Annotated in this window: 11 protein-coding genes and 1 other RNA gene; 4 read left to right on the top strand and 8 right to left on the bottom strand. The window is 67.4% G+C overall.

Going from position 1 to position 14,660, the window contains the following annotated elements; genetic code table 11:
• Positions 1–184 precede the first annotated feature (184 nt).
• Both rnpB and rsmI read right to left on the bottom strand, forming a co-directional pair.
• Positions 185–534, bottom strand: an RNA gene (gene rnpB / locus FHY19_RS20385) — RNase P RNA component class A.
• A 143-nt stretch (positions 535–677) separates the two neighbouring features.
• On the bottom strand, positions 678–1,499 hold the full coding sequence (gene rsmI / locus FHY19_RS20380) for a 16S rRNA (cytidine(1402)-2'-O)-methyltransferase (protein WP_259168179.1): 822 nt from the start codon (positions 1,497–1,499) through the stop codon (positions 678–680).
• 82 nt (positions 1,500–1,581) lie between these two features.
• Between rsmI and FHY19_RS20375 the strand changes: the two genes are divergently transcribed.
• The 4 genes from FHY19_RS20375 to FHY19_RS20360 are packed head-to-tail and all read left to right on the top strand — an operon-like array spanning position 1,582 to position 5,637.
• Positions 1,582–3,312, top strand: a complete 1,731-nt coding sequence (locus tag FHY19_RS20375; protein WP_259168177.1) for a penicillin-binding protein activator — start codon at positions 1,582–1,584, stop codon at positions 3,310–3,312.
• A 4-nt stretch (positions 3,313–3,316) separates the two neighbouring features.
• The gene (locus FHY19_RS20370; RefSeq protein WP_259154651.1) at positions 3,317–3,685 is read left to right on the top strand and encodes a YraN family protein; all 369 of its coding nucleotides are present in this window, start codon (positions 3,317–3,319) and stop codon (positions 3,683–3,685) included.
• Between the two features lie 30 nt (positions 3,686–3,715).
• The gene (locus FHY19_RS20365) at positions 3,716–4,255 is read left to right on the top strand and encodes a metal-dependent hydrolase (protein WP_259154652.1); all 540 of its coding nucleotides are present in this window, start codon (positions 3,716–3,718) and stop codon (positions 4,253–4,255) included.
• A complete protein-coding gene (locus FHY19_RS20360) occupies positions 4,252–5,637 on the top strand; it encodes an FAD-linked oxidase C-terminal domain-containing protein (RefSeq protein WP_259168176.1) in 1,386 nt (461 codons plus the stop codon). The genes FHY19_RS20365 and FHY19_RS20360 overlap by 4 nt, the downstream gene beginning before the upstream one ends.
• Before the next feature lie 13 nt (positions 5,638–5,650).
• Here FHY19_RS20360 and FHY19_RS20355 read toward each other — a convergent pair whose 3' ends face one another.
• Genes FHY19_RS20355 through FHY19_RS20330 form a run of 6 tightly spaced genes read right to left on the bottom strand, consistent with a single transcriptional unit; the run spans position 5,651 to position 13,714 of the window.
• A complete protein-coding gene (locus tag FHY19_RS20355; RefSeq protein WP_259168174.1) occupies positions 5,651–6,367 on the bottom strand; it encodes a response regulator transcription factor in 717 nt (238 codons plus the stop codon).
• Positions 6,357–9,017 (bottom strand): sensor histidine kinase KdpD, encoded by a 2,661-nt coding sequence (locus tag FHY19_RS20350; protein ID WP_259168173.1) that lies wholly within the window; start codon positions 9,015–9,017, stop codon positions 6,357–6,359. The genes FHY19_RS20355 and FHY19_RS20350 overlap by 11 nt, the downstream gene beginning before the upstream one ends.
• Before the next feature lie 55 nt (positions 9,018–9,072).
• Positions 9,073–9,702: a potassium-transporting ATPase subunit KdpC gene (kdpC, locus tag FHY19_RS20345; RefSeq protein ID WP_259168171.1), complete on the bottom strand. Its 630-nt coding sequence runs from the start codon at positions 9,700–9,702 to the stop codon at positions 9,073–9,075.
• A gap of 30 nt (positions 9,703–9,732) precedes the next feature.
• Positions 9,733–11,781 (bottom strand): potassium-transporting ATPase subunit KdpB, encoded by a 2,049-nt coding sequence (kdpB, locus tag FHY19_RS20340; protein WP_259168170.1) that lies wholly within the window; start codon positions 11,779–11,781, stop codon positions 9,733–9,735.
• A gap of 10 nt (positions 11,782–11,791) precedes the next feature.
• Positions 11,792–13,606 (bottom strand): potassium-transporting ATPase subunit KdpA, encoded by a 1,815-nt coding sequence (kdpA, locus tag FHY19_RS20335; RefSeq protein WP_259168168.1) that lies wholly within the window; start codon positions 13,604–13,606, stop codon positions 11,792–11,794.
• Positions 13,607–13,621: 15 nt separating this feature from the next.
• Positions 13,622–13,714 (bottom strand): potassium-transporting ATPase subunit F, encoded by a 93-nt coding sequence (locus FHY19_RS20330; protein WP_006452907.1) that lies wholly within the window; start codon positions 13,712–13,714, stop codon positions 13,622–13,624.
• Positions 13,715–14,660 lie beyond the last annotated feature (946 nt).

Here is a 14,660-nt window from a genome sequence, read left to right as displayed (position 1 = left end):
AAGGGAGTCGATCAGGTAGCGCGCAAGCACCCCAGCCAACCACCTATCTGCAAGCCCCCTTGAGTCAAGGGGGCGCGGCGACAGCCGCGGGGGTTGTGGCATGCCCGGAGCGGGACCCGCGTTTTGTACCGCCTGCGGCGGTACAAAACGTGGGCGCCTTCTGAGGGCGAACGCCCAAAGAAGGCGGCGGAGCCGGCCGATAAGCCGGGTTCTGTCGTGGACAGTCATTCGTCTAGGCGCTACGTCACCGCAGCGCTCAAGCAACCTACCCGGATCCAGCGCGGGCCACGCCAATGGATCCCTATTTGGTCTTGCTCCAGGTGGGGTTTGCCGTGCCGGTCCGTTACCGGACTCGCGGTGCGCTCTTACCGCACCATTTCACCCTTACCGGCTCCCCGAAAGGAACGTAGGCGGTATCTTTCTGTTGCACTGTCCGTCGGCTTGCGCCGCCCAGGCGTTACCTGGCACCTTGCCCTATGGAGCCCGGACTTTCCTCGGCACCCTTGCGAGTGACGCGACTGTCTGGCCGACTCCGCCGGGGCGCACTATACGCTATCGCCACCGTGCAAAACGGCGCCGAACCAGCCCTGCCATCGCCAGTAGGAGCGCACCTGGGCGCGAACCGGCCTTACCGAGACATCCCACGCGCACGCACACCCGCTCCCGCGATCGCCCTCCTATCCTCCATACAACGCCTTGCGCGGCGCACCGGTCAGTTCGGCGGCCAGCTTGGCGGCGGTGGATGGCGGCAGGTGTTCGGCGAGTTTGGCGTAGACGCGGCGGCCTTCGGCCAACTGGCCGTCGGCGGCGTCGGCGGCGCCCTGCACCATCACCACGAACTCGCCCTTGCGCTGGTTGTCGTCGGCTTCGACCCTGGCCTGCAGCTGCGCCAGGGTGCCGTCGAGCACGGTTTCGAACAGTTTGGTGAGCTCGCGGGCGATCACCGCCGGGCGCTCGTCGCCGAAGGCACCGCGCAGGTCGGCCAGAGAGTCGACGATGCGGTGCGAGGACTCGTAGAACACCAGGGTGCGGGTTTCGCCGGCCAGGTGCGCCAGGCGCTCGCGGCGGGCGGCGCTCTTGGCCGGCAAAAAGCCCTCGAAGCCGAAACGGTCGCTGGGCAGGCCGGCGACGCTGAGCGCAGCAATCGCCGCGCAGGCACCCGGCACCGGGCTGACCTTGATGCCGGCGACGCGGGCAGCGCGCACCAGCTTGAAGCCGGGGTCGCTGACCAACGGGGTACCGGCGTCGCTGACGATGGCCAGCGATTCGCCCTCGCGCAGGCGCGCCACGATGCGCTCGGACATGGCCTCTTCGTTATGGTCGTGCAGGGCCAGCAGCGGGCGGTCGATGCCGAAATGACTGAGCAATTGGCGGGTATGCCGGGTGTCTTCGGCGCAGATCGCGGCCACGCCACGCAACACCTCCTGCGCGCGCGGCGACAGGTCGGCCAGGTTGCCGATCGGCGTGGCGACCACGTGCAGGGTTCCAGGGGACATCATCAGCGGTCTTCCGGGGGCAAAGGGTAGAATCGTAGCGGTTTTCAACGGACCGCCCTGGCGGCCCCTGTCCAATGGATCTGAAATGAACAAGCGTGTTGCAAGGATCTCCGCCCTGTCGTTGCTGGTCATGCTGGCGGCCGGTTGCGCCACCAGCAGCGTCACCCAGACCGCCTCGCCGACGCAGAGCGCTGCGTTGGCGTTGCTGGACCAGGGCAAGCCGCGCGAAGCGGCGCAGCAGCTGGAAGCCGAAGCCGCCGGTGCCAGCGGTGCGCAGCGCAGCCGTCTGCTGGCCGCCGCCGCGTTCGGCTGGCACGACGCCGGCGATGATGCCCGCGCACGCACGCTGCTGGCGCAGGTCAACGCACGCCATCTGAGCGGGGAAGAACGCGCCCGCTTCGGGCTGCTGACCGGCGAGCTGGCGGTGATCGACAAGCAGGCCGCGCAGGCGCTGCAGGCACTGGGCGACAGCCCGCAGGGGCTGACCCAGCCGCTGCAGACGCGCTGGCTGCTGGCACGCGCCGCCGCGCTGGAAGCCACCGGCGACCTGTTCGGCGCCGCCGCCGACCGCGCACGCGCCGATGCCAGCCTGGCCGGCACGCCCCGCAGCGAGAACCAGCGTGCCATCGTGCGTCTGCTGGCGGCGCTGGACGATGCCTCGCTCAAGGGCCGTACCGCCGCGCTGCCGGCCGGCGACCCGCTGTACAACTTCGCCGGCCGCGCGTTGATCAGCCGCGGGTTGGCGCTGCCGCGCGCGTTCGACCGCGATGCGCAGTGGGGCTTCGACACCAGCAAGCGCCCGCCGGCGGAGCGCGATGGTTACCGCCCGCCGATCAAGCTGGCCGTCCTGCTGCCGCTCACCGGCAATCTGGCCACCGCTGCCGCGCCGGTGCGCGATGGACTGCTGGCCGGCTACTACGCCGAAACCCGCCGCCGTCCGGAGCTGCAGTTCTTCGACACCGCCGGCACCGCTGCCGGCGCCAACGCCGCCTACGACAAGGCGGTGAGCGCCGGTGTCGATTACGTGGTCGGCCCGCTGGGTCGCGACGAAGTCAGCGCCCTGTTCGCGCGAGGCCAGCTTGCCGTGCCGGTGCTGGCGCTCAACCGTCCCACCGACAACAAGGCGCCGCCCAGCGGCAGCGCGGGTTTCTCGCTGGCACCGGAAGACGACGGCATCATGGCCGCCGAATACCTGCTCTCGCGCGAACGCCGCAACGTACTGATCGTCGGCACCGGCGACGACAACGGCAAGCGCACCATCAAGGCCTTCCGCGACCGCTTCACCGAACGCGGCGGCACGGTGGCCGGCAGCATCAGCGTGGCCGATGCGCCCGGCGACATCGGTGCGCAGCTGCGCAACTATGGCACTGCCGATGCGGTGTTCCTGGCGGTGCGCGGCAATACCGCGCGCGCGTTGGCCCCACAGCTGGCGTTGAGCGGATTCGCCGGCAAGTCGCGCGTGGGCACCTCGCAGCTGGTCGCCGGCACCGGCAAGGTCGAAGACGATCTGGCGCTGGACGGCATCGTCTACCCCAGCGAAACCTGGACCGCGCTGGGCGTCTCCGGCCTGCCGGCGGCCAGCCAGGTCGCCAGCACCCTGCCCAGCGCGCGCGGCCCGGCCGCACGCCTGTTCGCCTTCGGCTACGACGCCTGGAAGATCAGCGCGTACCTGGAAAAGCTCGCCACCGGCACCGATGGCGGCCTGCGTGGCGCCACCGGCACCTTGCATCTGGACGGCTTCGGCAACGTGCTGCGCACCCCGGCCTGGTCCACCTTCAACGGTGGACGCGCGGTGCCGATCGCCGACGGCCGCTGAGCTCATGCCGGCAGCGCGCCAGCAACGGGGTGCGGCGGTGGAAGCGGCCGCACGCGTCATGCTGGAGCAGGCCGGTTTGCGCCTGGTGACAGGCAATGCCAACTATCGCGGCGGCGAACTCGACCTGGTGATGCGCGACGGACAGTCGCTGGTATTCGTGGAAGTGCGTTATCGCCGCGATAGCCGCTTCGGTGGCGGCGCGGCCTCGGTGGATGTCCGCAAACGCCGCAAGCTGGTGTTGGCCGCGCAGTTGTTTCTTGTTTCTCATCCTGCATTGGCAGCGCTACCGTGTCGCTTCGACGTGGTCGAGGCCAGCGGCGAGCCGCCGCTGCTGCACTGGATCCGCGACGCCTTCCGCGCCGACGATTGCTGAGTGTTCAGAAAGCTCGACTAACGAGATTCGATGCCGACCATCCTGACCCACGCCGCAGTGCCACTGGCGCTTTGGTGCGCCAGCGAACGCGGACGCATTTCCCCGCGACTGCTCGCTGCCGGCATCGTGGCGGCGATGCTGCCCGATGCGGATGTGCTGGCATTTGCGCTGCACGTTCCGTATGCCGATGCGTTTGGCCACCGTGGTGCCAGCCATTCGTTGTTGTTCGCCAGCGTCGTTGCACTGTGCGGCGCGTTGGCGCATCGCAGCCTGCGTGCGGATGTCGTGCAGGCCGCAGTGTGGCTGTTTGTCTGCACCGCCTCGCACCCGCTACTGGATGCGATGACCTCCGGCGGACTTGGCGTTGCGCTGGCATGGCCATGGAGCGAGGCGCGCTGGTTCGCGCCGTGGCGGCCGATCCGCGTGTCGCCGTTCGCCAACGGGTTCTTCAATGCGCGCGGCCTGGCCACGCTGCTCTCCGAGCTGCGCTGGGTCTGGCTGCCGCTCACCGTCGCAGCGCTGGGATTTAGATGCATCCAGCGCGCCGCACCACAGGATCACCCGCAATGACCGACGTACTTCCCATCCCGCTGGCCGAGCTGTTGGCAGCGCGGCTTGGATCCGATGGCTGGTTGACCGGTGCCGATGCGCGCCGCCGTTACGGCGAAGACGATTCGCATCGCTGGGCATTGCCCGCTGCTGTGGCGCTGCCGCGCGATACTGACGACGTAGTGACGATCGTGCAGGCCTGCCGCGCGCATGCCGTGCCGATCGTGGCGCGCGGCGCGGGCACCGGCACCACCGGCGCGGCGGTGCCGTTCTCCGGCGGCGTGGTGGTGTCGATGGCACGCATGAACCGCATCCTGGCATTGCGCCCGCAGGACCGCTGCGCCGTGGTGCAGCCTGGCGTGCTCAATGGCGATCTGCAGCAGGCCTTGCAGCCGCATGGCTTGTTCTGGCCGCCGGATCCGTCCAGTGCGGAGATTTGCAGTGTTGGCGGAAATTTGTCCACCAACGCCGGCGGCCCGCGCGCGGTGAAATACGGCGCCACCCGCGACAACGTACTCGGCCTGGTGGCAGTGACCGGCACCGGCGACGTCATCCGCTGCGGCGGCGCATACACCAAAAATTCCACCGGCTACGACCTCACCCATCTGTTGGTCGGCAGCGAAGGCACGCTGGCGATCATCGTCGAAGCGACCTTGAAGCTGACACCGCGCGCAGTCGCGCAGGCCGGACTGCGCGCGTTGTACCGCGATGCCGCCAGCGCTGCGGCAGCGGTGTCGCGGTTGATGGCGCAACCCACCACGCCGACCATGCTGGAATTCATGGATGCCAGTGCGATCGCACTACTGCGCCGCAATGGCAGCGACGTGCCCGAGGCTGGCGCGATGTTGTTGATCGAAGCCGATGGCGATCACGACACGCTGCCTTACGCATTGCAGGCCCTGCACGATGCCGCCGATGGCGAGGGCGTCATCAGCCTGGACATCGCCGCCGATGGCAGTGCGCGCGACAAACTGTGGGCGGCACGCCGTGCGTTGTCGCCGGCGCTACGCACCATCAAGCCCGGCAAGATCAACGAAGACGTGGTGGTGCCGGTGTCGCGCATTCCTGCACTGGTTGCAGGCGTGGAAGCGCTGGCGGCGGAGTTCGCCCTGCCGATCGTCGCCTTCGGCCACGCCGGCAACGGCAACCTGCACGTCAACATCATGTACGACCCGGACGATGCCGACGAACACACGCGCGCGCATGCGGCATTGCCGCGCGTGTTCGCGTTGGTGTTGTCGCTGGAAGGCACGCTTTCCGGCGAGCACGGCATCGGCGTGGCCAAACGCGACTTCATGACCCAGGCCTTCAGCGCGCCCACGCTGGCGGCGATGCGCGCGATCAAGGCCGCACTGGATCCGGACGGGATCTTGAATCCGGGCAAGGTGTTGCCGCCGCTCTAGTGGTGCTGTCGCCTCAGCGCGTCACCCCGATAAACCGCAGCCCCACGCCGGGCTCGGTGACGATGTAATGCGGGGCGGCGGCATCGTCGTGCAGTTTCTGGCGTAGCTTGCCGACCAGGATGCGCAGGTAATGGGTGTCTTCCTCGTGGGTGGGCCCCCACACTTCGCGCAGCAGCTGCGGTTGCGTCACCACGCGGCCGGCGTGCTTGAGCAGCAGCGCGAGCAGGGCGTATTCCTTGCGGCTCAAGGGCACCGCTTCGCCATCGAGGGTGACTTCGCGCAGGCCCAGATGGATGTGCAGGCGACCATCGTCGAACACGCTTTCTTCCACCGTGTTGCCGGTGCCGGCCTGGCGCAGCAGCGCGCGGATGCGCGCCATCAGTTCCTGCACGCCGAACGGCTTGGTGACGTAGTCGTTGGCACCGGCATCGAGTGCGGCAACCTTTTCGGTTTCGCCGGCGCGCACGGTGAGCATGATCACCGGCACGTTGGACCATTGGCGGATCTCGCGCAGCACCTCATGGCCGTCGCGGTCGGGCAGGCCGATGTCCAGCACCACCAGTTCGGCGCCCTGCCCGGCCAGCAGCGCAAGACCTTCTTCGCCGGTGCCGGCCTGCAGCACGCGATACCCCTGCGCGCGCAGGCTGATGTCGAGAAAGCGGCGGATCTGCGGCTCGTCGTCGACGATCAGCACACGGGCGGGCGGGATGGCAGTGGGGTCAGTCGGCATCGGGGCGAGGTGGCGCGGCGGGAACGAGCAACGGCAGCGTAATGCGGATCGTGGTGCCGTGACCATGCGTCCCGGCCAGCGCCTCCACGCTGCCGCCGTGCGCGCCGATCATGCCCTGGCAGATCGTCAGGCCCAGCCCGGTGCCATGACGGCCGCGGTCGCCGCGTTCGACGCTGTAGAACATGTCGAAGATGCGCGCGCGCTCGTCTTCGGGAATGCCGGGGCCCTGGTCGCCGATGTCGATCTGCAGCGCGCCGCTGCGCAGCTGCGCCTGCACGGTGACGGCCATGCCGGGTGGCGAAAATTTCGCCGCATTCTCCAGCACGTTGAAGATGGCCTGCTCCACCAGCGCCGGGTGCACCCAGATCGCCGGCAGGTCGGCGGCCAGCTCCAGTTGCAGGCGCACCTCCGGTTGGTAGCGCTGCAGGCGGCGCGTGGCCGAGCCGACCAACTCGTCCACGCCGATCCAGTCGCGATTCAAGGTCAGCCCGGTGTGGCCGAGCTTGGTCATGTCGAGCAGGTTCTGGATGTAGCGATCCAGCCGCTCGCCTTCGAGCTGGATGGTGTCGAGCAAGGCATGGCGATCCTGCGCATCCATCGCGTCGCCGTAGCTGGCCAGGCTGCTGGCCGAACCGATCATCGAGGCCAGCGGCGAGCGCAGGTCATGCGAGACGGACGACAGCAAGGCAGAGCGCAGGCGCTCGGTTTCGCCACTCACGCGTGCGCCTTCCAGATCGGCGACCAGGCGCGTGCGCAGCGCCGCCTGACCGATATCGTCCACCATCGCTTCGGCCAGCCGGCGTTGCTCCAGCCCGGGGCGCTGTACGCTCTGCCGGAAGCGCAGCGCCGCCACGCCGAGCGTGCCGCGCTCGTGGCGTACCGGCAGGCACCACCACTGCGCACCGGCCAGGGTGTCGGTGAAGCGGCCCGCAGCTTGCCCATGGCGCTGCGTCCACTCCGCCGCGCTGCGGTCAAGTGCGCCGAAGCTGGCCGGTGCGTCGCTTTCGCGCTGCTCCAGGCGCAGCCAGACCTCCGCATCCAGCGCGGTGCTCAATGCACGGCGACCGGCTTCCAATACCTGGCCGAGATCGGCGGCCGTGCTGAGCTGGCGGCCCAGTGCCTGCAGCGCGTTGGCGTGCGCATTGGCGGCGCGCAACGCCAGCACCTGGCTACGCAGACGCGAGGCCAGGCGCCCGGCGACCAGGGCGGCGATCAGGAACAGGCACACCGTCACCACGCCCTGGCGCGCGCTGATGTGCAGGGTGAAGCGCGGTTCGATGAAGAAGAAGTTGTAGGCGACAAAACTCAGTAACGCCGCGATCACCGCTGCGGCCATGCGCGTGCGCGAGGCGACCAGCACCACGGCGACGATGAACACCATCGACAGATCGTCGATATCGGTCCAGCGCTGCAATAGCCACGCCACGCCCACCGCACCGGCGGCGGCGATTGCGGCAAAGGCAAGGTCGTAACCTTGCAACCAATGGCGCGGATTGCGCCAGCGTTGCCGCGCGCGCGCGCGTGCATCGGCGGAGCTGACGATGACCAGTTCGTAATGCGCGCCACGCTGCAGCAATTGCTGGGTCAGGGTGCGGTTGAACATGCGCGCCAGGGGACGCTCGCGGGTGCGCCCGAGCACCAGGGTCGACACACCGTTTTGCGATGCGAAATCCAGCAAGGCCTCTGCGACATTGGCGCCATGCAGCAATGCGGTGTCGCCCCCCAGTCGACGCGTCAATGCAAAGGCGCGGTCGATCTCCAGCTGCCAGCCGGCATCGGCCACGGTACGTGTCTGCACGGTGACCACGGTCCATGGCGCATCGCGGCGTTCTGACAGTCGCCGTGCCACCCGCACCAGATACTCCGAACTGCCACGCCCATCGATGGCCACCACTACGCGACGGCGCAGCGCGGCGGTGCCGGGCAACCCGCGTGCGGCCTGGGTGTCGCGCAGGTCGCTGTCGACCCGGTCGGCGGCGGTCTGCATCGCCAACTCGCGCAGCGCGGTCAGGTTGGATGGCGAAAAAAACGCCTGCAACGCCTGTGTCGCCTGTTCGGGCAGATACACCTTGCCCTGCTGCAGGCGCTCGATCAGTTCGCGTGGCGGCAGATCCACCAGCACGATGTCGCGCAGGCGATCGAACACCGCATCGGGCACGGTTTCGGACACGCGCACGCCGGTGATGCGTAGCACGATGTCGTTGAGGCTTTCCAGGTGCTGGATGTTGACCGTGGTGTAGACATCGATGCCGGCATCGAGCAACTCGACAATGTCCTGCCATCGCCGCTCGTGCCGGCTGCCGGGCACGTTGCGATGGGCCAGCTCGTCGATCAGGGCCAAGCGCGGCTTGCGCGCCAGCAGCGCATCCAGATCGAGCTCTTCCAGCGTGCGGCCCTGGTAGCTCACGCGGATGCGCGGCAACAGCGGCAAGCCGTCCAGCAACGCGGCGGTTTCGCTACGCCCGTGGGTTTCCACAATGCCGGCCACCACGTCCATGCCCTGCCGCAGGCGCTCGCGCGCCCGCGACAGCATGGCGTAGGTCTTGCCCACCCCGGGCGCCGCGCCCAGGAAGACCGTCAGGCGCCCGCCGTGCTCTCGCTGCAGTTCGTCGATCAGCGCATCGGCTTGTTGGGTGCGGGCGTCGATCATCGGGAATGGGGAATGGGGAATGGGGAATCGCAAAGCCTACAGCTGCCCGATGATCCTATTGCTTTTGCTTCACCCCATTCCCGATTCCCGTTTCCCCATTCCCGGCGCGATCCAATGCCAGGTTCAGCGCCAGCACATTCACCCGTGGCTGCCCAAGCAGGCCGAACTGGGGGTGTTCGGTGGCGGCCTGCAGGAGCGCGGCAACGCGTTGTTCCGGCCAGCCGCGGGCGGCGGCGACGCGGCGCACCTGTACCTGGGCGCCGGCCGGGCTCAGGTGCGGGTCCAGGCCGCTGCCGGACTGGGTCAGCAACTCGCCCGGAACCGCATCCGGGGCGATGCCATCGCGTGCGGCAACCTCGGCACGCGCTGTGGCGATGCGCGACTGCAGGTCCGGATTGGAGCGCGCCTGATTGCTGCCGGCGGCAGCGGTGAGGTCGTACTTGGCCGCGGATGGGCGCGGCTGGAAGTAACGCGCATCCGTAAAGGGCTGCGCCACCAGTGCCGAGCCGACCACCTTCGCCTCCGCACGCAGCAGCGAGCCTTGCGCCTGCGCCGGAAACAGCGCGCCAGTGATGCCGGTGGCGACCAGCGAATAGGCCAGACCCAGGCCGAGCAGCGTGAAAGCGGCCAGGCCGATGGAGGCACGCAGGACGCCATCATCGCGCAATGGCACGGAGGTGGACATGGCAGTGCTCTTGGAAGACGTGGTCATGACTCAGGTACCCAGGGTGGCGACAAGCGCCAAATCGATCAGTTTGATGGCGGCAAACGGCAGCAAGACGCCACCCAGGCCGTAGATCAGCATGTTCCGGCGCAGCAAGGCGGTGGCGCTGGACGGACGGAACCGCACGCCGCGCAAGGCCAGCGGAATCAACGCCGGAATGATCAACGCATTGAAGATCAGCGCCGCCAGCACCGCATGGCGCGGGCTGGACAACTGCATCACGTTGAGCGCGGCCATCGAGGGAATCGCGGCCGCAAACAGCGCGGGCAGGATCGCGAAGTACTTCGACACGTCGTTGGCCAGCGAGAAGGTGGTCAAGGCACCGCGCGTGATCAACTGCTGCTTGCCCACTTCGACCACCGCCAGCAGCTTGGCCGGGTCAGAATCCAGATCCACCATGTTGCCGGCCTCCTTGGCCGCCTGCGTCCCGGAGTTCATCGCCAGGCCCACGTCGGCCTGTGCCAATGCCGGCGCATCGTTGGTGCCGTCGCCGACCATCGCCACCAGCCGACCGCCGGCCTGCTCGGCACGGATGCGCGCCAGCTTGTCTTCCGGGCGCGCCTGCGCGATGTAATCGTCCACGCCGGCTTCGGCGGCAATCGCGGCGGCGGTGAGCGGGTTGTCGCCGGTGATCATCACCGTCTTGATGCCCATCGCACGCAGCTGCGCAAATTTCTCCTTGATGCCCTGCTTGACCACGTCGCTCAACTCGACCACGCCGAGCACATGGCGGCCTTCGGCCACCACCAGCGGCGTGGCACCACCGCGCGCGACTTCTTCGATACGGCCGTTCAATTCCGGCGAGACCGTCGCGCCCATTGCCTGTACATAGGCGACGATCGAGTCGCCGGCACCTTTGCGGATGCTGCGCCCGGCGATATCGACGCCGGACATGCGGGTTTGCGCAGTGAAGGCGATGAAATGCGCGCCGTCCGGCTCGACCGCAACCGCACCCTGCTGACGTGCCAGCTTGACGATGGATTTACCTTCCGGCGTCGGGTCGGCCAGCGAGGCCAGCATCGCGGCATCGCGCAGTTGCGTACGATCGATGCCGGCCAGGGGATGGAACGCGGTGGCCTGGCGGTCGCCGTAGGTAATGGTACCGGTCTTGTCGAGCAGCAACACGTCCACGTCGCCAGCCACTTCCACCGCCTTGCCGGACTTGGCCAGCACATTGGCCAACAGCGCGCGGTTCATGCCGGCAATGCCGATCGCCGGCAACAGGCCGCCGATGGTGGTCGGGATCAGGCACACCAGCAATGCGATCAGCAACAACGGATCCAGCGTGACGCCGACGAAGCCGGCAATCGCCGGCAGCGATGCCACCACGATCAGGAAGGTCAACGTCATTGCGGCCAGCAACAAGGTCAGCGCGATTTCGTTGGGCGTCTTCTGCCGGTTGGCGCCTTCCACCAGCGCGATCATGCGATCCAGGAAGCTGTGGCCCGGCTCGGCCGTCACCTTGAACACGATCTCGTCGGACAGCACCCGGGTGCCGCCGATCACGCCACTGCGATCGGTGCCGGCCTCGCGCAGCACCGGTGCCGATTCGCCGGTCACCGCCGCTTCGTTGATGGTGGCAAGACCGCGCACGATCTCGCCGTCGGCCGGGACGAATTCGCCTTCGGACACCATCACGTAGTCGCCCGGGCGCAGCTCGGCAGCCGGCACGCGGGTTTCGCGCCCGCCCAATGCGGTTTCGACGCGACGTGCGACCAGATCCTTGCGTGCACGGCGCAGCGATGCGGCTTGTCCACGCCCGCGCGCTTCGGCAATGGCTTCGGCAAAATTGCCGAACAGCACGGTGACGAACAAGATCACCGTGATCGCCCAGCCAAAGCCGGCATTGCCGTAGCCGCTGGCGGTGATCACCGCCGCCAGCAGCGTGCCGCCCATCACCACCGCCATGACCGGGCTGCGCAGCAGATGCCGTGGCGACAGCTTGATAAAGGCCGCACGCATCGCTGCGATCAGCACCGCAGCATCGAACAACGCTGCGTCACCGCGCTCGCGTTTTTCAGTTGTATCGATCGTAGACATTGCTCAATTCTCAGGACGCCGCCAGGGCGAGGTGTTCAGCGATGGGACCCAGCACCAGTGCCGGCATGAACTGCAGCACGGTCAGCACGAGCACGATCGCCATCAAGGTCAGCGCGAAGGTGGGCGTTTCGACCTGCAGGCTGCCGGCCGATTCGGGCGCACGCCGCTTTACCGCCATGCGCGCGGCCACCATCAACGGCAGGATCAACGCCGGGTAGCGGCCCAGGACCAGCACCACCGAGCAACTCAGGTTCCACCAATACGTGGCATCGCCCAGCCCTTCGAAACCCGAGCCATTGTTGGCGAAGGCCGAGGTGTACTCGTAGAACACCTGGCTGATGCCGTGAAAGCCCGGATTGGAATTGGCTGTCAATGCCGGCACCGCCAATGCCACCGCGGTAAAGCCCAGCACCACCAGCGGCTGCAACAGGATCAACAGTGCCAGCAATTGCACTTCGCGCGCTTCGATCTTGCGGCCGAACAATTCGGGCGTGCGCCCGGTCATCAACCCGGCCAGAAACACGCTCAATAACAGGTACACCACAAACTGCTGCAGGCCGCAGCCGACGCCGCCCCAGATGGCGTTGATCAGCATATCCACCAACGTGACCAGGCCACTCAGCGGCGCCAGCGAGTCGTGCATTGCATTGACCGAACCGTTGGAGGTTTGCGTGGTCAACGCTGCCCACAGTGCGGACGCATCGGCGCCGATGCGCACTTCCTTGCCTTCCATCAAGGCCGGCGAGGCGGCACTGGCCGAATGCGCTTCGGACCACAGCAACAACGCAGTGGAGGCAGCCGACATCGTCAACATGGTGCCGAACACCAACGCGGTGAGTCGCTTGCGCCCGGTCAGGTAGCCGACCATGAACACCACGCTCATCGGCAGCAGCACCAGCGCCAGGGTTTCCAGCAAATTGCTCAACGGCGTGGGGTTTTCCAACGCCACCGAACTATTGGGGCCATACCAGCCGCCGCCATTGGTGCCGAGCTGTTTGACCGCGACCATCGCCGCCACCGGGCCGACCGGAATGGTCTGCTTGGGCATGCCGGCACTGCTGTCCAACGGTGTGGCGGTGGCGGCACCCCGCAATGTGGAGGGAACGCCTTGCCAGCCAAGCAGCACTGTCCACAGCAGGCACAGCGGCAGCAACACACGCACGCTGGCGCGGATCACATCCGCCCAGTAATTGCCGACGTCTGCCTCCGGCAGTGCCTCCAATCCCGAAGCCGACTGCTGCCGTCCCTGGTGTGGCGTGTGAATCTCCGCATCGTACGGCCCGTCCACCGGTGGCTTGGCGCTCGCCGTCGCAATGGATGCCAGCGAAGCATCTGACACGGTTGCGGCGGCTCGCCCACCGAACAATGCACGCAAGGTCGCCACCGCCAAGGCCAGGCCCATCATCGGCGTCACCACCTGCAGGCCGACGATGCCGGTCATCTGCGCCAGGTACGACAACTGCGCCTGGCCTGAGTAGTGCTGCTGATTGGTGTTGGTGACGAACGACACCATGGTGTGCAGCGCGGTATCCCAGCGCATGTTCGGGATGGCGTCCGGGTTGAACGGCAGCCATGCCTGGGTCATGAACACCGCCCAGGTCAGCAGGCCGACAACCAGATTGCTGAGCAAGAACGCCACTGCATAGCCGCGCCACGACATGCCCTGCTGCGGGCGGGTACCGAGCAGTGCATACAAGGGCCGTTCGATCCAGCCGAACAGCGCATCGCCGCGCATCGGTGCACCACGCATCACTGCCGCCAGATAACGGCCCAGGGGCCACGCCAGCACGATGGCCAGCGCGTAGACAAGAAAGGTTTCACTCATTGGAGCGCACTCGCATCAGAAGTCTTCGGGCCGCAGCACCACGTACAACAGGTAAGCCGCAGCAACGAGTACGGCCACGCCGCACAGCAGGGACAACCAGGCAGGCATGACGGTTACTCCCCGTCATGCGCGCAACGCGGCGCGATGGATGCGATGTGCAACGGCGCATGCAGCGTCTGCAGGCCGACAAGGCAAAGCGCTGCCACACCGCGCGCACAGCGCCGATGGAGCAGACAGGTCAAGGGATGCATCGGAATCGTCCAGGGCGGAACCGCTCCGCCAACCCGCGCAGTGTCTTCCCGGGCTGCGTAAAGTCGCTATGGACCTGCGACAGCCGCCGCGTAAATTCCGCATAAATGCTGCGCAGCGACGGTGTGCAGTCACGCCATGCGGTCATTTCCGGGCAACCGCGACCTTGCCCTCACAGTCCAGTCCCCGCTCAGGACAACCAGGTTTTGGATCGGTGCGTTATGAAGCCGTAGCAACGCTCTACTGGTCGAGGGTCCGGCGCCCTCACCGCTCGCGGGACACGCCGTGAACCAGTCCCACGAAGCATCCATGCCGCCACACGGTCCCGCAAGCGGCGAGCACGCCGCACCAGACTGTTTGCTGGCTGCTTTAGTGAAAGCCATGCACACCGACCATCTCGACGGGTCCTTGCCCGCCCACCGTCACGGGACCTTACGCGGCATGGATGCCGCGTAAGAGCTACATGGACGTACTTGCAGCGTGTCCCGCGATGGTGAGCCGGCAAGGGCCTGCAGCAAACGCGCAGCATCGAGGGCGCGGTGCCCTCGCCGCTCGCGGGACACGCCGTAAACCCGTCCATGGGGGCTCGGTGGCGGCATCCATGCCGCCACACGGTCCCGCAATCGGCGAGGACACCGCACCAGACAGTTTGCTGGCTGCATTACTGAAAACCCTGCACACCGACCATCTTGACTGGCCCTTGCCGCCCACCGTCGCGGGACCTTACGCGGCATGGATGCCGCGTAAGAGCTTACAAGGATGTACTTGCAGCGTGTCCCGTGACGGTGGGCGGGCAAGGGCCCTG

The organism is Xanthomonas sp. 4461 (assembly GCF_024806475.1).
In the GTDB taxonomy this organism is placed as follows: Bacteria; Pseudomonadota; Gammaproteobacteria; order Xanthomonadales; family Xanthomonadaceae; genus Xanthomonas; species Xanthomonas arboricola_F.
This window is presented reverse-complemented; position numbering and strand designations above follow the sequence as displayed.